The following is a 22494-nucleotide window of genomic DNA, read 5'->3' on the forward strand; positions in this document are numbered from 1 at the left end:
CGAGCCTACGTAATAGCACGTTACCCATTACTTTGCCTGGCTCGCGGCCACGCTGCCTTGACCTGGGTCGGTCACGTTAAAGCGCAGCACGCCGATTACCTGGCCGTCTTCGGTGAGCACGCGCACCTGCCAGCGGCCCACTGGGTTGGGCGGGAAGTTCTGCTTGTGGGTCCAGGCGCGGTAACCCTCCTTGCGCCCGCCGCGGATATCCAGCGCGATGCGGTCGACCTCTTTGCCGTTGAGCTTCCACACGTGGTAGATGCGCTCGTTCAGGCCCCGGGGCGCGTTGATGGCGGTGAAGGCGTACAGGCCCGTGCCGCGCAACTGGCTGGCGCTGACCTCATCGAGGCTGTCGCCGGGGGTGCGGTCTTGCAGTTCGGTGCTGATGGCCACTTCGGTCATCCACAGCGTCGCCGGTGGCACCCAGGAGCGCAGCAACCACCCGGCGGCGCCGATGGCCAGGGTCATGCCCAGCAGCATCACCGCGCCACGCCAATGGCGGATCGGAAAACTCGACGCCAGGCTGGGAAACGACAGCAGCATGGCGATGCCCAGGGCCAGTTTGAAACTTTGCGCGGTGGTCAGGTGCAGGATGATCGGCAGCGCCGTGAGCAGCACCGCGAACAGGGTCAGGGTGTGCAGCGCCAGAAACAGCCAGCGGCGCGGCGCCAGCCACTTGTAGTAGAGCGGGTCGATGATGGAAATCAGCGCCGCCGCGCCCAGCAGCCCGGTGAAAATCAACTGGCCGCTGTTCCAGGTGGTGGTGATGAAGAAAAACGGCAGGACGAAGAACAGGCTTTCCTGGTGGATCATCTGCGTCGCGTAACGCAACAGCGGCTGGGGGATTTCCTTGTTGAACACCTTGGTGAACAACTGGGTCAGGGTGTTTTCCAGCATCAGCCAGACCCAACTGACCAGCATGATGACGGCAATCCAGGTGGCCAGGCCTTGCTGGCGGTCCACCAGAATGAAACTGCCCACACCGGAGACAAAACCGCCAAGCGCAATCACCCCTGGATAGCGCTTCATCAATTCCAGAAGGCGCTGTACGTATAGGTTCCAGTTAGGCATTGGGCTGTTCACAGTTTGATGTAGGAAAAATCTCTAACAGAGTACCGCCGGTGGTGTGGGGTGGCGAGGTCGAAAACACCTCGCCCATGGCCCCTACCCTTCGTCGTCACTGCCACTCAGTGCCGCCATCGCGAGCAGGCTCGCTCCCACAAAGGAAAAATGAAACCTCACCCGCACCCCCGTTCAACTGTGGGAGCGGGCCTTGCCCGCGATGGCGGACTGCCTGTTACTGCAGGGTTGTCTGAGCCACCGCTATCGCGGGCAGGCCCACTCCCACAGGGGGGCCTTTGCCACCGGGGGTGTTTGGTTAGCGGGTACGGCGCTTACGGCGCAGCCCCGCCCCCATCAAGCCGATCAGCAGCAGCCCCGAGCCCCCGCCCGCCCACATCAGGGTGTCGTCACTCATCAGCGGTTGCTCGATGCGCACATACCCCGGTTGGCTAAGCAATTGGCGCAAGACTTGGTTGGCCTGGTCCAGGCTGACCGTTTGCAGGCGCTTGGCGGGGTTGGAGAAGTGGCCGTCTTCGTAGTCGCCCAGAGCGCTCCAGTAGTAGTCGGCCAACGCACTATTGCCCTGCACCGCCCAGGCCTGGCGGGCGACGGCGGCTTGTTGCAGGCGGGCGAAGGTGGCCGGGTCGAGGCCGTTTTGCAACAAGTCGGCTTGCAGCGCCTTGAGCACTTGCCGGGCCTTGGGCACGTCATCGCGCGCGAGGTCGGCGCCCAGGCTGAGGAACACCGTGTCGCCAAACACTTCCCGCTCGCTCCACGGCCCATAGGACAAGCCGTGGGCCAGGCGCAATTGGCGGTACAGCGCCCAGCCCAGGTAGTCCTTGAGCAGGTCGAGGGTTTCGTAGGGTTGGTCGTCCAGGGCCGGCTCGGGGAACAGCCAGTGCAGCTTGGCGCCATTGCCGACCCAGCCTCGCAACAAGGTGCGCTGGGCGGCGGCGCTATGCTCGATCTGTGCCAGAGGCGGGTGCTCGCTGGGGTCTACCGGGTCCAGTTCGGCGAAGGTGCGCTCCAAGTAGGCCGGCAGCAGGCGATCGAGGTCACCGACCACGATCAGGGTCATGTTGTTGGGCGCATACCAGTGCTGGCGCACCTGCTCCAGTTGTTCGCGGCTCAGGTCGTGGACCTCGGCGCGCTCGGCGCACTTGAGGCCCAGTTCCACCGCCAGTTGATTGCTGGCCTTGTGGCCGATGTCCTGGCGGTCGAGCCAGCGCTGCAAGTGCGAGTAATGGCCGCCGTCCTCGCGCTCGACCACTTGCTTGGCGGCTGCCACCGCCGGGTCGTCGAGGCGGGTTTCGGTGAGCAGCGCCAGCAGCAGGTCGAGGACCTTGCGCTGGTTTTTCGCCGGGGCTTCGATCACGAAAGTGGTATCGGCGTTGCTGGTGTAGGCGTTCCACTCGCCGCCCAGGGCTTGCATGCGTTCTTCCAGGCCGCCTTCGCCGCTGGCGTCGATGCCGCTGAACAACAAGTGCTCCAGCAGGTGCGGCAGCTCTTTGTCGGCGCAACTGAAGTCGTCCATGCCCACGCCCACCACCAGGCGAATCGCCACGTGGCCCTTTTGCGTGCCCGGTTTAAGCAGCACTTGCAGGCCGTTGGGCAGCATGTAGCCCTCGACCTGGAAGCGGTCAAGGGCAAGGCTTGGGGTGGTGGCGAGCAACAGGCAAGCGAACAGCAGACAGCGCATGAAAGGGTTCCTGGCGGCTACATAAGCGGCTACAGCCTAGACGATCAAGGTGAATGAGTGACGTCACTCACCTCGTCCACCGCCAGTGCTCCGGTGTCGGCGGTTTCCAGCACCACGTAGGCGCTGCTGCAGAAGAGTGAGTTGAGACGTTTCATGTCGGCGATCAGTTCCAAATGAAGCGAGCTGGTCTCCAGGCTTTGCACGATTTTACGTTGCAAGCGGCTGACATGGGCGTGGGCAAGGCGCCGTTCCTGGGCGCGAAAGCGGCGTTTTTCGCGCAGCAATTGGCGGGCGCTTTCCTTGTCGGCGCTGAGGAACACCGACAGGCCCAGGCGCAGGTTGGCCATCAATTGGCTGTGCAGGTCGGCCAACTCCTCCAGGCCCACGTCGGAAAACGAGCGGCGTTGGGAGGTTTTCTGCTGCTGGAGCTTACGCAGCATGCGTTCGATCAAGTCCCCCGCCAGCTTGAGATTGATCGCCAGTTCGATCGTCTCGGCCCAGCGCCGGCTGTCGTTTTCGCTGAGGTCTTCGCGGGGCATTTGCGCCAGGTACAGCTTGATCGCGCTGTACAGCGCCTCGACGTCCTCGCCCAGGCGCCGTACTTCTTGGGTCACAGCGGTGTGTTTGCCGCGCAGCACGTCGAGCATGGCTTCGAGCATGTTGTCGATCAAATCGCCCATGCGCAGGGTTTCCCGCGCGGCATTGGCCAGGGCCAGGCTGGGGGTGGCCAGCGCAGTCGGGTCGAGGTGGCGCGGGCGGGCCAGGCCATTGGCCTCCGGGCGCTCGGGCAGCAGCCAGGCGCATAGCCGCGCCATCGGCCCGACGGTGGGCAATAGCAGCAGGCAGCGGGTGGTGTTGTAGAGCAGGTGAAACCCGATCACCAGGCCTTGGGTGCTCAGGTCCAGGCTGTCCATCCAGTTCACCAGGGGGTCGAGCACCGGGATGATGAGCAGCAGGCCGATCAGTTTGTACAACAGGCTGCCCAGGGCCACTTGGCGCCCGGCCGCGTTCTGCATGCTGGTGCTCAGGAACGCCAGGATGCCGCTGCCGATGTTGGCGCCGATCACCAGGCCAATGGCCACGGGCAGGCTGATGACGGCGGCGCCGGCCAGGGTGGCGGTGAGCAGCACGGCGGCCAGGCTGGAATACGAGACCATCGCGAACAGCGCGCCCACCAGGGCATCGAGCAGCAGGTCGCCGGTCAGCGAGGCGAACACCACCTTCACACCTTGGGCCTGGGTGATGGGCGCGGCGGCTTCGACGATCAGTTGCAGGGCCAGGATTATCAGGCCCAAGCCAATGCCTACGCGGCCCATCTGGCCGATGCGGGTCTGCTTGCGCGAGAGGAAGAAAATCACCCCGAGGAAAATCAGCAGCGGCGACAGCCACGACAGGTCCAGGGTCAGTACCCGCGCCATCAACGCGGTGCCGACGTCGGCGCCGAGCATGGTGGCCAGGGCGGGCGTCAACGCCATCAGGCCTTGGCCGACGAACGAAGTCACCAGCATCGCCGTGGCGTTGCTGCTTTGCACAATGGCGGTGACGAGGATGCCGGCGACAAAGGCCAACGGGCGGCTGGCCATGTTCTGGCCGATCACGTGGCGCAGGTTGGAGCCGTAGACCCGCAGGATGCCGGTGCGCACGATGTGCGTGCCCCAGATCAGCAAAGTCACGGCGGAAAGCAGATTGAGCAGGGTCAGCATGTTCAGGCCCCCTGTGGCGGAATGCCCCAACGGGGCTAAGTGAACGGTGCAGCGCAAGATCTACATTGTGTATTTAAGCTGTAGTCGGCTTACCGGCGAGGCGCCAGCATTGCATAGCTAAAGAAGGGTTTGAAACAAAAGTGTCATGTGGGGGCGGGTGAAAAAGCTGTTAAGCAAGCCCCCTGTGGGAGCGGGCCGGGCGGCGCTCCCACAGGTTTTCAAGGCTTTGCCCGCCAGCCCTTACTGGCCCGGAATGTCCTTGCGCAGTTTCACCGGGTCGGTCTGCTTTTTCTTCTTGGCGATGGCGGTGCGCATTTTGATGTTCACCGCTTCAACGGCCAGGGAGAACGCCATGGCGAAGTAGACGTAGCCTTTTGGCACATGCACTGCAAAGGCTTCGGCGATCAGCACCGTACCCACCACCAGCAGGAACGACAGCGCCAGCATCTTCAGCGACGGGTGCTTGTCGATGAAGTTACTGATGGTGCCCGCGGCCAACATCATCACCAGCACGGCGACGACGATCGCGGCGACCATGACCGGCACATGGGACACCATGCCCACGGCGGTGATGACCGAGTCCAGGGAGAACACGATGTCGATGATGGCGATCTGGATGATGGTGTAGATGAAGTTGCCACCCTTGCCGGTCGGCTCGTCGTGGGTTTCGTCTTCACCTTCCAGGGCGTGGTACATCTCCTGGGAGCTTTTCCACAGCAGGAACAGGCCACCGAAGAACAGGATCAGGTCGCGCCCGGAGATACCGTGGCCGGCGACGTGGAACAGGTCGGCGGTCAGGCGCATGACCCAGGTGATCGACAACAGCAGCAGGATGCGCGTGACCATCGCCAGCGCCAGGCCGAAGATCCGCGTGCGGGCCTGCATATGCTTGGGCATACGGCTGACCAGGATCGAGATCATGATGATGTTGTCGATGCCCAGGACGATTTCCAGGGCGGTCAGTGTGAAGAAGGCAACCCAGATCTCCGGGTTGGTCAGCCATTCCATGTGTATTCCTTTGAGCGAGTGTTAAACCGCGACGGGCCTGAACCTTGAGAACCCAAAGTCTAGACCCGGCGTAGTGAATGTAGGGCTTATAGAGTGCTGAACAGCGGAAAAATCCCCATCAGCAAAGCGGCAAACATTATGCACAGGCAAACCAGCACTGCCCACTTCAAGGTGAAGCGTTGATGGTCGCCAAACTCGATTCCGGCCAGCGCCACCAGCAAATACGTGGACGGTACCAAGGGGCTGAGCAGGTGCACGGGTTGGCCGACGATGGACGCGCGGGCCATTTCCACGGCGCTGATGCCGTAATGGCTGGCGGCTTCGGCCAAAACCGGTAATACGCCGTAATAAAAAGCGTCGTTAGACATGAAGAACGTGAACGGCATGCTCACCAGCGCCGTGATGACCGCCAGGTACGGGCCGAGGAACTCCGGGATCACCGCCAACAGGCTCTTGGACATGGCATCGACCATGCCGGTGCCCGACAGAATGCCGGTGAAAATGCCCGCAGCGAAAATCAGCCCGACCACCGCCAGCACGCTGCCGGCATGGGCCGCGACGCGGTCCTTCTGCTGTTGCAGGCAGGGGTAGTTGACGATCATCGCGATACTGAAGGCCACCATGAACAGCACCGGCAGCGGCAGCAGGCCGGCGATCAGGGTGCCCATCAGGCCCAGGGTCAGGGCGCCGTTGAACCAGATCAACTTCGGCCGGCGGGCGTCCGGGAACTGGGAAACGCTGATTTCGCTGTGGTCCACTTCGTCGCCCACCAGGTGCAATTCGCCCAGGCGCGCGCGCTCGCGCTTACCGTAGAAGTAGGCAATCGCCAGGATTGCCACCACACCGGCCAGCATCGCCGGGATCATCGGCACGAAAATATCCGACGGGTCGACATGCAGCGCACTGGCCGCCCGCGCCGTGGGGCCGCCCCAGGGCGTCATGTTCATCACCCCGCCGGCGAGAATAATCAGCCCGGCCATGATCCGCGGGCTCATGCCGATGCGGCTGTACAGCGGCAGCATGGCGGCCACGCAGATCATGTAAGTGGTGGCGCCGTCACCGTCCAGCGACACCACCAGGGCCAGCACCGCGGTGCCCACCGAAACCTTGAGCGGGTCGCCCTTGACCAGTTTGAGGATCTTGCGCACGGCCGGGTCGAACAGGCCCGAGTCGATCATCAGGGCGAAATAGAGGATGGCGAACATCAGCATCACCCCGGTCGGGGCGAGCTTGGTGATGCCTTCGAGCATCATCGGGCCGATCTTGGGCGCAAAACCGCCGAACAAGGCGAAAACGATCGGGATGATAATCAGGGCGATCAGCGCGGAGAGGCGCTTGGTCATGATGAGGAACATGAACGTGATGACCATGGCAAAGCCAAGGAAAGTCAGCATAGGAATACTCCAGGCGTAGCGCGGCTAGGGGAAAGGCGAACCGGGGGGCGGTCAGCGCAGAACGGCGAGCACGGGGCTTACGGGGGGAGTAGGGGTCAGGCGCATAGGAGTGAACATCAGAATCACCATTGTTGTTGTTAATTGGGCCGCGTGCGCTGCAATGGCGCGTTTGGCCAACCGGTCTGGTGCCGGTAGTGGAGGCGATCCTAATAGGGCAAGCTTTCAGCCAGCTTTCGCGGAGCAAAGGAGTGGATGGCTGTCTGTCGGATAGCATCCATTATTTGAGTAGGAAAATTTTCTATTGGAGATCGGAGATATGGAGATTGCTGAGCTTCACACCGGTGGCTGCCAGTGCGGCGGGTTGCGGTATCGGTTTATGGGGCCGCTCAAGGACATTGCCCATTGCCACTGTTCGATTTGCCGGCGGGTCAGTGGTGGCATCGTGACCACTTGGATCACCCTGCCCGGCCGCGCCTTTGAATGGCTGACGGGCACGCCGGCGCGGTACGAATCTTCGCCGGGGTGTGTGCGGTACTTCTGCGCACGCTGTGGCGCCCATGTGGCGTTGGTGACCCAACTGAGCCCGGACAGCATCGACGTGACCGTCGCCACCCTCGACCACCCCCAACTGGCCCCCGCCGACCGCCATATCTGGACGCAAAGCCGTTTGCCTTGGCTGCACCTGGATGAACATTTGCCCAGGGAAGCGCAGGAAGTGTTGTAGCAAACGGTAGGGCTCAGCCCGCTGCTTTTGTGGGGGCAACGGTCTTACCTCTACCACTCGTCACCGCCATTCCGTGCCGCCATCGCGAGCAGGCCCGCTCCCACAGCGGAAAAATGAAAGCCTCACCCGCACCACCGTTCAACGGTGGGAGCGGGCCCGCCCGCGATGGCGCCGGTACACCCCACACACCGCTACTGCCTCGCCCACCGCCATCGCGGGCAAGGCCCGCTCCCACAGAGGTGCTGGTGCCGATTATCAGTCCAGGTACGCGAACTGGTAGGTATCCGCGTCGATCATTACCAATTGCAGGTCATTGCTGCGGGTGTTGACGGCTTTGCCGTTGAGCAGCACCGAGGTTTCGACGCGGTAGACGCCTTGGGGCACCTGGTCGTCGAGGTTGACGGTGAAGGTGTTCTCGTAGCCGCCGCTGCCGGTGGTCTGGTTGGCGACTTTGGTGCCTTCCTTGAACGGCGTGGTGGCGCCCGGCTCGTAGAGGCGCACTTGTTCCTTGATCTCGTTGACCGCCTGCTGGCTGCCGTTGATGGCAACGATGTTGGAGACGATCTGGATCGGCTGGCCGCGCTTGACGGTGGCGCCGGGTTTGATGCTGGTCTGGTAGCTGACCAGTTGCGGGTCGCTGGTCACACGCTTGCCGGCGGCCTTGTATTGGTCTTCGACTTGCTGGCTGCTCTGGGTCTGCACGGTTTTGGCGTTGATGACAAAGCACACCGCCAGCCCTGCCGCGCCGCCCAGGGCTGCGCCTGTGCCGCGATCCTTCTTGCCGCTCACGGCGGCACCCGCAGCGGCGGCGCCGGCGATGGCCAAGCCACATTTGACCCAGTCACCGCCGCTCCACTTGGTTGGGTCCATATCGACGTTGGCACAGCTTTGCAGGCCGAACAGGGAAACCAGTCCGAGGACGAGAAGACGCTTGTTTGAAGGGCGGCGGGTAGCGGTCATCGAGTCACTTCCTTAAGGGGCGAAAAGGGGCAGGCACGGTCCGGCTCATCATTCGATGGTGGTCCGGTTCAGGGCCTGGGTACGCTGTTGTTCGGCCTGGCGGATGATGTTGAGCGCCTGGCGGTTGCCTGGGTCCATGGTCAGCACCACGTTGGCCACGGCAATAGCCGATTGGTAATCCTTGCGCCCCAGAGCCCGTTTGGCCTGCTCCAGGGATTGGCCGAGCACACCGGGGTTGGCGCCGCTGTTGTTCTGGCGCGGGGCGACGGGCCGGGTGGTCGGCAGGGAGTTTTGCTGCTGTTGTTCGCGCAGTTTGTCGGCGAGCATTTTTTGCTGTTCTTGCAGGCGCTTGTCCAACTCGCGCTGTTGTTGTTCGCGCTCGCGGTCGGCGTCCTTGGCCAGTTTGTCGCGCTTGGCCTGCTCTTGTGCGGCCAGCCGCGCGGCTTCGGCGGCTTTTTGCGCCTGTTGCGCTTGCTGCTCGCGCTCAAGCCCGGCCTGGGCCCGTTGCAGCAGGCTCACGGCGCGGGGGTCTTTGCTGTCCTTTTGCAGGGCCTGTTCGGCGTTTTCCAGGGCGCAGCTGTACTGGTTGCTGCGCAGGCAATCATTGGCGGCCTGCACGTGCTGCTCGAACTGCTGCTGGGTTTGGCGGGCGCCGGTTTGGTAAAGCCAATAGCTGCTCACAGCACCGAGCACCATCACGCCCAGTAGCACTTTCTTCATGCCGCGCCCGGAGGGCGGCAAGGGTTGCACGTTGGCGGTGGGCGGCCGCTCGGGTGCAGGGGCTTTCGCCGCTGGCACTGGCTTGGCGGCGGGCGGTTTTTCCACCTGCTTGATATCGAATTCCAACGCCGGTGCCGGCGTTTCGGCCTTGGCCACCGGCGCGGCAGGCTTGACCACTGGCGCCACTGCGGGCGGTGCCTTGGGCGTGGGCGCCACGACAGCGGCCACACCGCAGAACGGGCAGTGTTTCACCGGGCCGCAGAGCGCCTTGCCACAGGCGCTGTTGGCGCAGGTGGCGGGGAACCCGGCGGTTTTTGCAGACACGGACATAGGGCTCAGGTCTCGGTTCAGATAGCGGGCGGCGGTGCGGCACCGAAGGCGACGGGCGGGCCGCCGACGGCCGGGGCGAACAGGTGCGCCAGCTCAGGCATCTGCCCGGCGCTCGCCCATGCCGCCATGCCTTCGCGCCACAACTGGCTGTCGCGGGTGATTTGCCCGGTCTGCACGTATTGCTGCAACTGCGCGACGGTGTACGGCCCGTAGTTGGTGCCGCTGACGCTCAGGTGGTAGTTGAACTGCGGCACGTTGAGCGGTGGCGGGGCCATGCCCAGGCCGCCCGGCGGTGGCGGTACGGCCGCGCCCGGTGCGGCAGGCATGCCCGGAGCCTGGGCAGGCGCCGCCGCTACCGGGTTGAGCAGGCTTTCGAGCCAACCGGCAGTGAAGAACTCTTTGCGCAGGGCGATTTTCTCGCCGTGCTCTTTGTGCACTTCGTCGACATAGACATCGCCCAGGGAGCCGTCGATCGGCTCGGCGAACTGCGCCAGTAGGCCCTTGGCCTGTTGGATCAGTTGCTCAGCGGTGTCCGGCGCCAGGCGCTTGAGGCGCTGTTCGTATTCTTTTTTCAGCAGTTCGGCGATTTTGTTCGGGAAGGTGCGCGCCAGGGTGGAGCGGCCCTTGATGTCCAGGCGCATGTTGGCGCGGTAGGCGTTGCGGGCGTAATCGTCGAACAGCACATGCAGCGCAGCCATTTGCAGCGGCGTGCTCAGGGCCGCTACGCGTTTGCGCAGTTGCTCTTCGATGTCGCGGTGCTGGTTAGAGCTGATGCCGCTCTGGCGGATGGCGAATTCGTCGCCCACCGAGAAGTAGTCCTGGTCGAGCACGAACTCGTAGCGCCCGTTCTTGGCGCGGCTCAGCACGCCCAGGCCGACGCAGTGCAGGTAGAGTTTGAAGTCCTCGGCGAACTTGCGGTAATCCTCCTGGCTGAACTGGATCGGCTGCACGAATTGGCTGATGCGCTTGTGCACATGCAGCGGGATGCGTTCGCTTTCCTTGCTGTAGCAGGCCTCGTAGGTGGACATCGGCGTCAGCGCCGGCACCGGGAAGCCGCTCAGTTCGGTGTAGCAGATCAACTTGCCGGGGGTGCCCGACTCCACGAAGTCGATCTGCCCGGCGGTCATGCCGGTGCCGGTGGGCAGGCACTGGCCAATCATGGCGCCGTACATGCGCTTGAACTCGCCGGCGTCATTCACCCCGATCAGGCAGGTGAAGCTGTCTTTGTCGGTCTCAAAGCCGCCATTGCCGCTCAGTGGCACCCACGGCATGGCGCGTTGCAGCAGCAGGCGGAACTTCTCGCGTTGCTCGTCCGGGGTCAGGGCGCTGAGGGCCACCAGCAGCGGGTCGGTGCCGACTTTTTGCGGCGGCATCTGCTGCACGGCTTTGTTGCGCAGCTTGCCCAGCAGTTCTTCCTGGCCTTTGTCGGTTTGCAGTTTGTCGAACAGGGTCTTGGAGCCGCCGAAATCCTTGAAGGCGTCTTTGGCCCATTCGCGTACCTGCGGGCCGTCCACCGGCTCTTCCTCGCCGCCCTGCACCAGTTTGAGCTGGATCAGGGTGGCGTGTTCTTCCTTGATGCTGGCGTCGATCTTCGCGATGTCGGTGTCGATGCGCCGCAGCAGGCTGTCCACCGCGTTGCGCCCGTCTTGCAGGCGGCCGACGAAGCCGTTCCAGATGGCGCGGCCGTTGTGGTCCACCGAGGCTTTGTTGCCCAGCCACTCGGAGATCTCACGCAGCAGTTGCGCCGCTTCGCGGGCCGCGACGTGGCGCACGTAGAACAGCAGGCTTTCGCGCAGGGTGTCCTTGACCTGGGTGAGCACCGTCTCGGCTTGTTTTTCCTTGCCGCTCAGGCGTGCCAGCAGGCCTTTGCCGGTGGTTTCCTTGAGGCGTTCGAATTCGCGGGCCAGTTCCGAGGATTCCAGCTTCTCGGACAGCTCCTTGAAGCGCGCGGCGTTCTTTTCCAGGGCCGGGATGATGCCGTTGCTGCCGTTTTCCAGGCGATCCTTGAGCATCTCCACCAGCGCCAGGGTGTAATCCAGGCCACCGCGTTCGTCGTCGTCGAGGCGGCGGAAGAGTTTTTCCGGCAAGGCGTCTTCTTGCACCAGGGCGGCCAGGCGTTTCTGGCGGTTTTCCTTGATGCGCACTTCGTGGTTGCGCTCGGCGCTGTCGATGCTGCTGCCCTTGGTGTCGCGTTCCAGTTGCTGCTGGATTTCCCGCACGTGGGTCAGCCACTGGTCCTTGTCGGCGCCACCGTTTTGCAGGCGCTCGAACAGGGTTTCGACCTTGTGCTCGATCTGCGCGGTGACGCTGTTATCGCCCTCGACTTGCAGCAGATCGTCGGCGATCTGGTAGTGGGTGAACTCGCCTGTGGCCAGGGTCAGTTCGACCTTGGAGAGGAAGTCCGGCAGCTCGGTGAAGGTGCGCGGGGTGACGTTGAGCTGTTCCTTGAGGAACTCGTCGCGCTCTTTGTCGGTGGGGCGGTTGCCGTTGGCGCTGGCGTTGGCCACGCCGAAGAACGCCTTGAGCATCTGCTGCACCTGGCGATTGAGGCGCACGTTCTTGCGCGCGTCGATCTGGGTGTCCAGCACAGCCTGGCCCACGGAGGAGTAGGCGCAGGGGAAAGTCAGTTGGATGTCGTCGCCGTAGTCCTGGGGCAAGCCGACGATGTAGTTGCGGATCTTGAACTGGTTCTGGTTGACGGCGATGGAGCGCTTCTTGTTGGCGAAATCCTGGGAGGTGAAGTCGGTGAACAGCACGTCCGAGAGCATCTCGTAGATGTCTTCCTGGTTCTCGGTCTTGGACAGGCACAGGTTGGTGTTGTCGATGAAGTACACGTCATCGAAGGGCCGCGAGTCGATGAACAGGTTGTCCTTGGCGTCCCAGTGCTTGAGCAGCGGCGCGCCGCGCATGCAGGTTTCCAGCTCCATCAGCGCCGCGTAGCCGTTGGCCTGGACGCGGTCGCTGTTGTGCCTGAGGAAGCCGCCCGGCATCACGCTGAACAGGTCAACCTTACCGGTGATGTTGTTTTCCTTGAGGATCGCCTTGGCCAGGTAACCCATGTCCAGGAACGCACCGGAGCCGGTGCCGCCGGCGATGGAGCCGGCGATGACGATACGGATCTTGCCGGGGTCGATCTCCAGGCCCAGTTTTTTCAGCTTGTCGGCGCCGCTGCCGATGTTGCTCAGCAGGCGGCTGACCTTGTCGCGCAGCTTGTTACGGATCAGCGGGTACTTGTCATAGAAGTACAGGCGCGACAGGGCGCGGATCTGCCCGGCGCCCTTGGAGGGGTCGATGCCCAGTTCGCGGATTTTCTCCGGCGTCAGCGGGAACCACTCGGCCACTTCGCGGTGCTTGTTCAGCTCGTCCAGGGAGTGGGTGTATTTGCTCAGGTTGAGCTGCTCGATGATTTTTTCTTCGGCGGTGAAGGCCACTTGCTCGGCCAGCACATCGGTCTTGATCGACTTGCCGTCCTGGGTCACTTCGCCGGAATCGAGGTCCAGGTTGATGAACTGCACCAAGGGGAAATCGGAGATGTTCTGGATCTGGGTATTACCGCCCCAGATGGCGTTGAGGATGCGCCGGCGCAGACGGATGTTGATCTTCATGCCGGTGCCGCCGAGGGCGATGAACAACGTGGGATGGATTTTCTCGCTGACCTGTTTGGCGGCGGTTGCCTGGCCGTTGACCTGTTCGTTCTCGTTCATCTGAAACTCCATGAGCCCACGTTGGGCTGGCCTTGTTCTCGGCGTTTATCTGTTTCTGGCAGGCGCCCGGCAAGCCAGGCGCCCACAGGGGGCTTAGCGCTTGGCCGAAAAGGTCATTAACCAGGCAATCAGCGACAGCAGCGCCACGCCGCCCAGCGGGGCCAGGTACAGCGGCACCAGGAACTGCCCGGAATTGATGACCGCCAGCACCGCCATGGCCGAAACCATCAGCAGGCCCAGGAACAGGAACCAGCCCGAGGCGTTGGCGCGGCTTGGCGCGACGCGCTCGCGCACGCGCCAGTTGGCGTAGGCGTTTTTGATGACGAAGAAGACGATTGCCAGCACCACCAGCACGGCCACACCGATCAGCGCATCGCGGCTATCGACTTTTTTCGGGCCCAGGTCCAGCCCGCCCGGCGTCGGCACGCTCAGGGTGGTGGTCGTGGTGACGGCGGCCGCGGGGGCTTCGCTTTCAATCGGGGCTGGCAATGCGCTGGTTTGGGCCATCGGTGAATTTTCCTTGGGTGCTGATAGGGGTTACTTGAGGCGTACGGCAATGTCGGGCGATTTGTTCTCGAGCTTGGCGCCGAACAGGCCGCGCTTGAGGGTCGCCACTTTGTTCTGCTGCGCGTCGTAGACGCTGGCGCTGCTGAACGGTTTGAGCGGGTAATTCTGGGCCAGGCCTTCGACGATCACGGTGAAGGACTTCTTGCCGGCGATCAGGGCCTTGGCCAGCAACAGGCCGGCGAGCAATAGTACGAACAGGCCGAACAGCAGCAACACCGGCCCCAGCGGGTAGCTGATGCGCAGTTCGATGGGCAGGCGGGTGGCCGAGGCGCCGGCTTCGTTGGACGGCACGAACACGTCGGGCAAGGCGTCGCCGGGGAAGAGTTCGTTCATGCGCGCGACGAATTGCTGGGAAATGCGCAGTTGCTGCTCGCTCAGGCGCACTTCAATCGCCCCGGCGCGTGAATAGCCGCTGGAGAACAGCACTTCGCTGGACCACTGGGACGGCAGCGGCGGCAATTGCAGGCTGATGGCCAGCTCCGGTGAACGGGCGCCGGGCTCAAGGTCGGTCAGGCGATCCAGGGAAATGCTCGACTGCAAGGCTTCGCCGGGCATGTCCAGGCGCATGTCGATCTTGGCGTCGTGGATCTGGTAGGGGTTGAACTGGTTCTCGAACTTACCCAGCAGCACGGCGGTTTTCGCCGAGCCATCGACCTTGACGTTGAGGATCACGGTTTGTTGGTCGCCGGCCAGTTCGGCGCTGACGTCGGGGGTGTCTTTCACGCCCGTGGGGATGAAGCGCACGGCGGCTTCGGTCAACGGCTTGAGGCGCACGCGGTCGTCGTTGAGCAACGTGGCCAGGGCCGGTTGGGCCAGCACTTGCTCCAAGGCCACGCCGGCCTTCGCGCCGTAGGCCAGGGCGTAGATCATCAGGCCGTTGGCTTCGTAGTTAGTGCCCTTGACCGGCATTTTCTGCGGGAACGCGGCGATGCGGCTAATCACCGCTTCTTTGTGCAGCAGGTCGTAGAACTCGCGGTTCTTGGCCTGGGTTTCGCCGCTGTTGTTGGGGCTGTTCTTGTTGTTGGTGATGATCCAGACGATCCCTTCGCGCCCTTCCAGGCCGGTGGTGATCGCCGCCATCAGCGCTTCCTTGAAGTCGGTGTCGGCGTAGGCGCCGCTGGCTTTGCGCGCCAGGGCCAGGTTGTTGACGCTCTCGGCCAACTTGGCGTGGGTGCCCGGGCCGCGGAATTTCCAGTCCGGCGAAGGGTGCTGGGCGTCGGCCTGGTTGAAGCCGCCGATCACCACTTCGCTGCTGCCGGCGGCGGCAGCGGCCAGTTGGATCACCAGGGGTTTGAAGGGCGACGCCGGGTCCAGGTAGAAGGGCTCCATCCAGCCGGAGTTCTGCACCAAAAACACCTGGCGCACAGGCTCGGCGGCAGCCAGGCCACTGGCCAGGCTCAGGACGATCAACAGGCCACGGCGTAGCAACAGGCTTATGCCTTCCATCGAAAAAGTGCTCCGGATGAGTCGATGTACAGCCACAAGGCCTGATCGAAAAAGAACCACTGGGCGTTCCAGGGTTTGCTGACTTTGAGTGGCAGGCGCAGGGCCACTTCGCCGATGCGTTCCAGGCAGAACTCGCTATCGACGGCGGCATCGCTGTCAAACAGGCTCTGCACGCTGCCGCTGTCACGGTTGACCCGCAACGACAGCAGCAGCCTGTCGCGGCTGAACTCGATGAACGGGTAGCGCACTTCCCGTGTCATCGGGTTGTTGTGTTCGTCGTGCTCGTCCCAGGGCTGGTCCAGGCGCACGTTGAACATGTAGTTCAAATGGCCGGTGCCAAGGCGTGTGCCTTTGATCGTGCGGCGTTCCTGCGAGCCCAGTCGTAGGTAGCTCTGGCCGTCGGCGTCGAACAGCAGTTGCCACCAGCCGTAGCCGTCGAGGAACGGCGGGCCGAGTTCGGGTTTGGCCGTGGCGCCGATGGGCCACGGCAGCCATTGGGCCTGCACGCTTTCGCCCAGTTGCGCCACCAGGTAGCCCTGCTCGCCGATCCATAGCAGGCGCCGCGAGGCCGGGTCGCGCAGCGGCGCCGAGAGGCGGTTCATCTGCGCTGCCGTGGCGTTGGCTACCGGGTGCTGGGTCCAGCCGCCCTCGGCGCCGGGGCTGGCCAGGCACACGCTGCCGTCGGCCAGGGCCAGCGGCACGAAGGTGTGCTCGGCCAAATCCCCTGGCGCGCCGAGGGCACGGCCGGCGCAGCGGTCCACTTGGTAGCTGAGGGCCAGCGGATCGACGCTGACCCGCGTCGCGCCTTCGTCACCGGCCACAATCAGTTTTTGCTCGCGCCCTTCGCCTTGCAGCGCCACACCCCAGGCCCAGTTTTCCAGGCTGGTGCGGCCGATGGGCGTGGTGCGCGGCAATACCGCCAGCCATTTGTGCGAGCCGCGCTGCCAGAGGAACAGGCCCCCTTCCCGGCTCAGGCTGAACAAGGCGTCGCGGTGCCCGCCCAATTGGCCGACAAAGAAATTCAGGCCGTTCTTGCGTGGCGCAGCGAGGGCTTGTTTGCTGCTGTCCAGGTCGCGGCCGGGGTTGGCGAGCAAGTGCTGGTAGAGGCTGGCCAGGGTGCGCTCGGCGCTGTCCAGGTCGCATTCGTCATCGACCACCCGGCGGCCGCTGCCATTGCCATAGGGCGGCAGCCAGCGGCGGTCTTTCTGATAGGCCACGGGGGCGAGCTTCTGGCCAGTAAGGGGGCAGAAGGCAAAATCGGCAGGCAAGTAGGCATCTGTACTGCTCGACGGGGCGCGTTTGGCCCCGACGGCGTAGTCCAGATCGACCAGATCGGCGTCAGGCGTCACCCCAGCGACATTCACCAGGGTGAAGGTGCTGTCGCCTGTTTGCGCCCAGAGCTGTTCGTCGAGTTGCCACGCGTACGCACGGTCGTCACCGGCTACATCCATATATACCTACCGAAACCCATAAAACATGCGTGCTGGCCATTGCCTGGAGGGGTCAGGCAACCACTTCAAAAAGAGGGTGAGTGCTTGGCGGCGCTGCCGGGGCGAAACCCGCTGACAGGCGCCAAACTGCTGGCGTAAAGCCCGCTAAATAACGGCGGAATAGTGGCACACTGATAAATGTTGTCAACCTTTGCCGCTCAAGGCTGTAGGAGGTTTCTTGCTCTGTAGGATCAGGGCAGTTCCAGGCCACCGGCAGCCTTGTGCAGTGCGCGCAAATGCTCGCCCACGTACTTGACGTTGGCCTCGTTGGCGGCGATTTCGGCGGCGCGGCTGGGTTCGAGCAAGGCGCGCACTTCCTTGTCCAGATCGCCGGTCAGGGCTTGTAGTTGCTTCTGGCGCAGGCTGCTCTGGGATTCCAGGCGTTGCCACTCGCTTGGTTGCGGCAAACCGTAGCCGCTGCTGTCGAGCAGTTCCGCTGGGCGGCTGAGAAAGCCGCTGTTGGCGAGGATCTGCTGCAAGGTCTGGTTGGCCTTCTCCATGCCGCCGTTTTTCAGGTCGCGGGCGCCCAGGTAGCGCTGCTTGACCTCGTCCTGGGCCAGCAGCAATTGGCGGCGGAAACTCGCCTGTTCCAGTAGCAACAGCGCGGCGCTGGTGCGCAGGTCGGCGCGGTCGAACCAGGGGCGGCGTTCGGCGGCGCTGAGGGAGAGCCAGTCTTCGACCGTGTCCTGGGGGATGGGCAGGTGTTTTTTCAGCACCTCGAACATCGCCTGGTAGCGGTCGCGGAAAGAGTCGAAGCGATAACCCAGGCGCAAGGCTTCGCGTGGGTCGTCGAGCACGCTGGTGTCGGCTAGGCCGCGGCCCTTGAGCACTTCCAGCAAGCCGTTGGGCAGGATGCTGTCCAGGCCGGTGAGCTCAGGGTTGTTGCTGCCGGTGCGCAGCAGCTTGAGGTTCTCTACGGCGCAGTTGTTGGACAGGAAGTAGTAGTTGCCGTCGTAGCTCCAGTGCATCTCGGCGGCGCGCTCGACCGTTTCTTCGACCTCGCGGCGCGACAGGTTCAGGGGCACGGAGGCGAGGCTGCGCAGTTCGGTCTTGGTGTATTCGTCGATCACCTGCGCCAGCGGCAGGACGAACAGGCGCGAGGGGTAGGCGCCGGTGAGGCCGTCCCAGCTCGATAACTGCACGTCGCCGACGAAGGCGCGGTACGACAGCACCAGGTGTTGGTCGAGGTCGAGGCGGCAGTCCGGCCCGCGCGGGCGGCCGGGGGCGCAGATCACCAGGCGCAGCATGCTGTGGCCCCAGCGGCTGACCCAGTTCTGGTTGGCCTCGGCCAACAGGTAATCGACGGCGTAGACGCGCTCCGGGTCCACCTGGCCTAGTGGCTGCTTGGCGAAGTCGTTGCCGGCATTGAGGAAGGCGAACGCCTTGGCGCATTCGGCCTTGGCGGGCGGTGCCCAGCCGAAGTGTTCCTTGAAATAGCGGTACAGCGCCGGGCGCCGACAGGCGTAGCTGGGGTCGAGGAGGAAGTATTCCAGGTTGACCGCGACGAATTCCTTGGGGCTGCTGGTTTCGTAGAGGTCGGGGCTGCGGGCGATCTGGCGGTTGTGCTGCTCGCGCTCGCCGCGCCGGCCGACGTACTGCTGCCACCCGGCCAGGTCCAGCAGGCGCGGGTCGTCGCTCAGGGTGAAGCGCCGGGCGTTCTGGCCCCGGCATTGGTCCGGCAGGCCGACCAGCCCGGCGCTGTCGCTCTGGCGGGTGCAGCGTTGGATCAGGTGCCGCTCGGCGTCGGGCCACAGGCGCGAGCGGTCATAAATGTGGGTCAGCTCATGCACCACGGTGGCGAGCATTTCGCGGCGCACGGTGGCGTGGGGGCGTTGGGTCTTGCGGGTGGCGGCGCTGCCATCGGTGAGGGTGGCCAGGAGGTTGCGGTTCAGGTCCAGCTCTGACACCAGCGACGCCTGGCCGTAGGCGTTAGCGGGCATCTTGTCGGTCCAGCCAACAGCAATGGTGCGATCGAGTTGAGCGATGAAGCGCGGCGGCAGGGCCTGCATCGCTTCATCGATCAGCGCCTGGCTGGCGTGCTGCTCGGCAGGGCTTAGGCCTTCGGCCTTGAGCTGTAATTGCAGGGCAGCGTGGGCGCTGTTGCCCAGGAGCAACAGCGCCGCGGCCAGCAGCCAGGTGCCAACCCGCCTCACAGGGCGAGGATGGCTTGCGCGAGGTCCTGGTCGCTGGCACCACGGGCTTCGGGCACGCGGGTGCGCAGGGTATCGAAGGCCGCTTCCAGGTGCGCGCCGCGAATGTCGCCGTTGGTGGCGACGAAACTGGCGGCGTCATCGTGGGCTTCGCGCACCACTTTCGAATCGCGGATCGAGGTGGTGGTGTCGGAGGTGAAATCGATTGCGCGGCCAAAGGCGCGAACAATGATGTTACTGGTGGCTACCAGTGTTTGTGCCTGGGCCACGTCGGCCAACAAGAGTAGGCCAAGGGTGGCAGCGATCAGCGGGTTACGCATGGAACAACTCCGGAAAAACGTAGGTGGTCATTGGACGAGGATTGCCTGTGCCAGTTCAAGGTCGCTGGCACGAAGTTTTGCGTGGGTGTGCCGCAGGTGGGCCAGGGCAGACTCCAGTTGCGCTCCTCGCAGTTGGCCATCGCTGGCAATGAAGGCCGCAGCGTCATCTTGGGCGGCGAGCAGCAGTTTATGGTCGAAGGGCGCTGACGTCACTTTGCTTGAAGCGTAAGCGGTGACCACGAGGTTCTGCGTGGTCAGGTCCAGGGCGGGGGCCGAGGTTGCCCAGCAGGCGGCAATCAATACGGGAGCGATCAGCGAAGGTGAGAAAAAGCGCATGGGACTCGACAGTTAAAAGCGAGCGCCAAGGCTAGCGCAATGCCCGGGCCAGAGCCAGGCCGCATCGCGCTAGCCGCGATCCGAACGGGGCGCTCAGATCACCAGGATGGCCTGGGCCAATTGCGCGTCGCTGGCACCCAGTTGCGGCGCTTGCTGGCGGATGTAGGCGAAGGCGCTTTCCAGCTTCGCACCCCGAATGGCGCCTTCGCTGGCGACGAAACTGGCGGCGTCGTCGCGGGCCGCTTGCACGATCTTGTTATCGCGAAACGAGGACGACACATCGGAAGTGGCATCGGACGTGGCCTTGAGCGCGCCGACGATCGAGTCAGTGGTGACGATAAAGCTGCTGGCACTGGCGTTGGCGGCCACAGCCAGCAAGGCTGCGGCGCTGAGCAGGCGAAGACGGGACATGGGGGTGACTCCTGTGGATAAGCCGAAAAGACGTTCACTGCCGTTAGCGCGGTGAGTAGAGCCTCTGACGCACACCAGGCCGCGTTCGCCACGTACTTGTCGGATATTAGGCCGGGTCTGGGCGGCCCGATAGGGCTGGCCGCAGATTTATAGCGAGCGCCTCTTGCTCTGCGCGCGGCACGGCGTAAGGCGTACGAGAACGTTCGATTAAATTGTACTGGTCAATTTTAAGATATTTAAAACTGTATTCGTCAGGTGGTTTTGCGAGCCCGGAAACGACAAAGCCCGCCGCAGTGATCTGCGACGGGCTTTGTGTATTCAATTCAGTGCTGGCGGTGGACCCGGTGGGTCAGGGCCAGCAGCGCTAAGTTAGCGCCAGAACGGCTTGCTCAGCTCTTCGTAGCGTTGTGCTTCGCTAATCCCGGCGTCAGCCAGCAGACGCGAATCCAGACGAGCCAGTTGATGGCGGCTGGAGATGCGGCGCTGCCACAGCATCAGGTTGGCGAGAACGCGCAAAGGCATGGAAGCCTGGGTTTTTACAGCGTTGTCTTCAAAAAACAGTTCGGAACTGAGTGTACGTTCCATGATTGACATCCTTCCGCTTGTGGCGGGATTAGGTAGTGGTTTAACTGATGCCAATGATCCTCTCGTTGCACAAGTCTCTCTAGATACAGTTCACCTGTATTGTGAGGGGCCAGTTAACTGTTTATAGGGGCTGTACTGCTCGTAAATGAGGCAACTGTACCTGTCGGCACCTATTTGGTGCGTTTTTGCACGGATGGGTAGTTTTGGTAGGACGTTTCGGTAGGAAAATACCAGTACAGCAGTACAGTTTTCGTCAATCAAAGGGGTTGATGCCGGCGGCTGATGAAAGTGTTTTTGCATCAGCCGCCAACTGTGTGAACTACACCGCGAGCATCCGCCCCGTTTCGTCCAGGTTGATGTGCCACTGCAGAGCTTGGCGCAGGATATGCGGGGTGTGCCCGCCCAGGGCGCACGCGGCTTCGAAGTAGTCGTTCAGCGCCTGGCGATAGTCTGGGTGCACACAGTTGTCGATGATGACCCGCGCCCGCTCCCGTGGCGCCAGGCCACGCAGGTCGGCCAGGCCGATCTCGGTGACGAGGATGTCGACGTCGTGTTCGGTGTGGTCCACGTGGCTGACCATCGGCACCACGCTGGAAATCGCGCCGCCCTTGGCAATCGACTTGGTGACGAAGATCGCCAGGTGCGCGTTGCGCGCGAAGTCACCCGAGCCGCCAATGCCGTTCATCATCCGCGTGCCGCAGACGTGGGTGGAGTTGACGTTGCCATAGATGTCGAACTCCAGGGCGGTGTTGATGCCGATAATGCCCAGGCGCCGCACCACTTCGGGGTGGTTGGAGATTTCCTGCGGGCGCAGTACGAGTTTGTCCTTGTAGCGCTCCAGGTTGCCGAACACGTCCGCGTTACGGCGGTTCGACAGGGTGATCGAGCTGCCGGAAGCGAAGACCAGCTTGCCGGCGTCGATCAGGTCGAAGGTGGAGTCCTGGAGGACTTCGGAGTACATGGTCAGGTCTTCAAACGGCGAGTCGATCAGGCCGCACATCACCGAGTTGGCGATGTTGCCGATGCCGGCCTGCAGTGGGCCCAGCTTGTTGGTCATGCGCTCGGCAGCCACTTCTTGCTTGAAGAACTCGATCAGGTGGTTGGCGATGGCTTGGGTCTCGCTGTCCGGCGTCGACACCGTGGACGAAGAGTCGGCCTGGTTGGTGATGACGATGGCGACGATTTTTTCCGGCGGGATCGGGATCGCGGTGCTACCGATACGGTCGTCGACCTTGACCAGCGGAATCGGTGTGCGGGTGGGCCGGTAAGTGGGGATATAGATGTCGTGCAACCCTTCCAGATTGGGGTTGTGCGCCATGTTGATCTCGATGATGACTTGCTTGGCGAAGATCGCGAAGCTGGCCGAGTTGCCCACGGAGGTGGTGGGCACGATGTGGCCTTGCTCGGTGATGGCCACGGCTTCGATGACCGCGATGTCCGGCAGCTTGAGCTGGTTGTTGCGCAGCTGTTCCACGGTTTCGGACAGGTGCTGGTCGATGAACATTACCTGGCCGGCGTTGATGGCCTTGCGCAGGGTGCTATCTACCTGGAATGGCATGCGCCGCGACAGTACGCCGGCTTCGGTGAGTTCTTTGTCCAGGTCGTTGCCCAGGCTGGCACCGGTCATCAGGGTGATTTTCAGGGGTGATTTCTTGGCGCGCTCGGCCAGCGCATGGGGCACGGCCTTGGCTTCGCCGGCGCGGGTGAAACCGCTCATGCCGACGGTCATGCCGTCTTCGATCAGGGCGGCGGCATCAGCCGCGCTCATGACCTTACTGAACAAGGAAGGCAAGCGAATACGATCACGGTACATGGATTATTATCTCGGGCATCGAAAGCAAGATGCGCAGTCTAGTGATTTGTGCCCGGTTCGTCCCGCTACCAT

The 22494-nt window shown here is 63.3% G+C and carries 18 protein-coding genes; 1 reads left to right on the forward strand and 17 read right to left on the reverse strand.

The window, feature by feature from the left end; translation table 11 throughout:
- Positions 1 to 27: 27 nt before the first annotated feature.
- The 5 genes from CKW13_RS19355 to CKW13_RS19375 all read right to left on the reverse strand — a co-directional run bounded on the left by CKW13_RS19355 (position 28) and on the right by CKW13_RS19375 (position 6866).
- Positions 28 to 1071: a DUF5924 family protein gene (locus CKW13_RS19355; protein WP_095110315.1), complete on the reverse strand. Its 1044-nt coding sequence runs from the start codon at positions 1069 to 1071 to the stop codon at positions 28 to 30.
- A 307-nt stretch (positions 1072 to 1378) separates the two neighbouring features.
- The gene (locus CKW13_RS19360; RefSeq protein WP_095110316.1) at positions 1379 to 2761 is read right to left on the reverse strand and encodes a pitrilysin family protein; all 1383 of its coding nucleotides are present in this window, start codon (positions 2759 to 2761) and stop codon (positions 1379 to 1381) included.
- A 44-nt stretch (positions 2762 to 2805) separates the two neighbouring features.
- On the reverse strand, positions 2806 to 4464 hold the full coding sequence (locus tag CKW13_RS19365) for a Na/Pi cotransporter family protein (RefSeq protein WP_095110318.1): 1659 nt from the start codon (positions 4462 to 4464) through the stop codon (positions 2806 to 2808).
- Positions 4465 to 4704: 240 nt separating this feature from the next.
- Entirely contained in the window at positions 4705 to 5472 is a 768-nt protein-coding gene (locus CKW13_RS19370) for a TerC family protein (protein ID WP_095110319.1), read from the reverse strand.
- An 86-nt stretch (positions 5473 to 5558) separates the two neighbouring features.
- On the reverse strand, positions 5559 to 6866 hold the full coding sequence (locus CKW13_RS19375; protein ID WP_095110321.1) for a CitMHS family transporter: 1308 nt from the start codon (positions 6864 to 6866) through the stop codon (positions 5559 to 5561).
- 322 nt (positions 6867 to 7188) lie between these two features.
- Here CKW13_RS19375 and CKW13_RS19380 point away from each other — a divergent pair, with 322 nt between their 5' ends.
- The gene (locus CKW13_RS19380; RefSeq protein WP_095110376.1) at positions 7189 to 7590 is read left to right on the forward strand and encodes a GFA family protein; all 402 of its coding nucleotides are present in this window, start codon (positions 7189 to 7191) and stop codon (positions 7588 to 7590) included.
- Between the two features lie 255 nt (positions 7591 to 7845).
- Here the strand turns inward: CKW13_RS19380 and CKW13_RS19385 are convergent, their stop codons facing one another.
- From CKW13_RS19385 to CKW13_RS19440, 12 genes are all read right to left on the reverse strand, one after another.
- Complete coding sequence (locus CKW13_RS19385; RefSeq protein WP_095110325.1) at positions 7846 to 8550, reverse strand: hypothetical protein; 705 nt, start codon at positions 8548 to 8550, stop codon at positions 7846 to 7848.
- A 48-nt stretch (positions 8551 to 8598) separates the two neighbouring features.
- Positions 8599 to 9600 carry a hypothetical protein gene (locus tag CKW13_RS19390; RefSeq protein ID WP_095110328.1) on the reverse strand — a complete coding sequence of 334 codons (1002 nt, stop codon included), beginning with the start codon at positions 9598 to 9600 and terminating at the stop codon, positions 8599 to 8601.
- A gap of 17 nt (positions 9601 to 9617) precedes the next feature.
- Positions 9618 to 13304 carry a tubulin-like doman-containing protein gene (locus tag CKW13_RS19395; protein ID WP_176465143.1) on the reverse strand — a complete coding sequence of 1229 codons (3687 nt, stop codon included), beginning with the start codon at positions 13302 to 13304 and terminating at the stop codon, positions 9618 to 9620.
- 93 nt (positions 13305 to 13397) lie between these two features.
- Positions 13398 to 13811 (reverse strand): hypothetical protein, encoded by a 414-nt coding sequence (locus CKW13_RS19400; protein WP_095110333.1) that lies wholly within the window; start codon positions 13809 to 13811, stop codon positions 13398 to 13400.
- A gap of 30 nt (positions 13812 to 13841) precedes the next feature.
- Positions 13842 to 15317: a hypothetical protein gene (locus tag CKW13_RS19405; RefSeq protein WP_095110336.1), complete on the reverse strand. Its 1476-nt coding sequence runs from the start codon at positions 15315 to 15317 to the stop codon at positions 13842 to 13844.
- Positions 15305 to 16768: a hypothetical protein gene (locus tag CKW13_RS19410; protein WP_095110338.1), complete on the reverse strand. Its 1464-nt coding sequence runs from the start codon at positions 16766 to 16768 to the stop codon at positions 15305 to 15307. Before CKW13_RS19410 ends, CKW13_RS19405 begins: the two co-directional genes overlap by 13 nt.
- 230 nt (positions 16769 to 16998) lie before the next feature.
- Entirely contained in the window at positions 16999 to 18960 is a 1962-nt protein-coding gene (locus CKW13_RS19415; RefSeq protein ID WP_095110339.1) for a DUF4105 domain-containing protein, read from the reverse strand.
- On the reverse strand, positions 18957 to 19277 hold the full coding sequence (locus CKW13_RS19420; protein ID WP_095110341.1) for a DUF2388 domain-containing protein: 321 nt from the start codon (positions 19275 to 19277) through the stop codon (positions 18957 to 18959). Before CKW13_RS19420 ends, CKW13_RS19415 begins: the two co-directional genes overlap by 4 nt.
- Before the next feature lie 27 nt (positions 19278 to 19304).
- On the reverse strand, positions 19305 to 19613 hold the full coding sequence (locus CKW13_RS19425) for a DUF2388 domain-containing protein (RefSeq protein ID WP_095110343.1): 309 nt from the start codon (positions 19611 to 19613) through the stop codon (positions 19305 to 19307).
- Positions 19614 to 19706: 93 nt separating this feature from the next.
- Entirely contained in the window at positions 19707 to 20024 is a 318-nt protein-coding gene (locus tag CKW13_RS19430; RefSeq protein ID WP_095110344.1) for a DUF2388 domain-containing protein, read from the reverse strand.
- Between the two features lie 369 nt (positions 20025 to 20393).
- Positions 20394 to 20609, reverse strand: coding sequence for a DUF1127 domain-containing protein (locus tag CKW13_RS19435; RefSeq protein WP_095110346.1), 216 nt, complete (start codon positions 20607 to 20609; stop codon positions 20394 to 20396).
- 319 nt (positions 20610 to 20928) lie between these two features.
- Positions 20929 to 22422 carry an acetyl-CoA hydrolase/transferase family protein gene (locus CKW13_RS19440; RefSeq protein ID WP_095110347.1) on the reverse strand — a complete coding sequence of 498 codons (1494 nt, stop codon included), beginning with the start codon at positions 22420 to 22422 and terminating at the stop codon, positions 20929 to 20931.
- Positions 22423 to 22494 lie beyond the last annotated feature (72 nt).

The organism is Pseudomonas sp. Irchel 3E20 (genome assembly GCF_900187645.1).
Taxonomy (GTDB): domain Bacteria; phylum Pseudomonadota; class Gammaproteobacteria; order Pseudomonadales; family Pseudomonadaceae; genus Aquipseudomonas.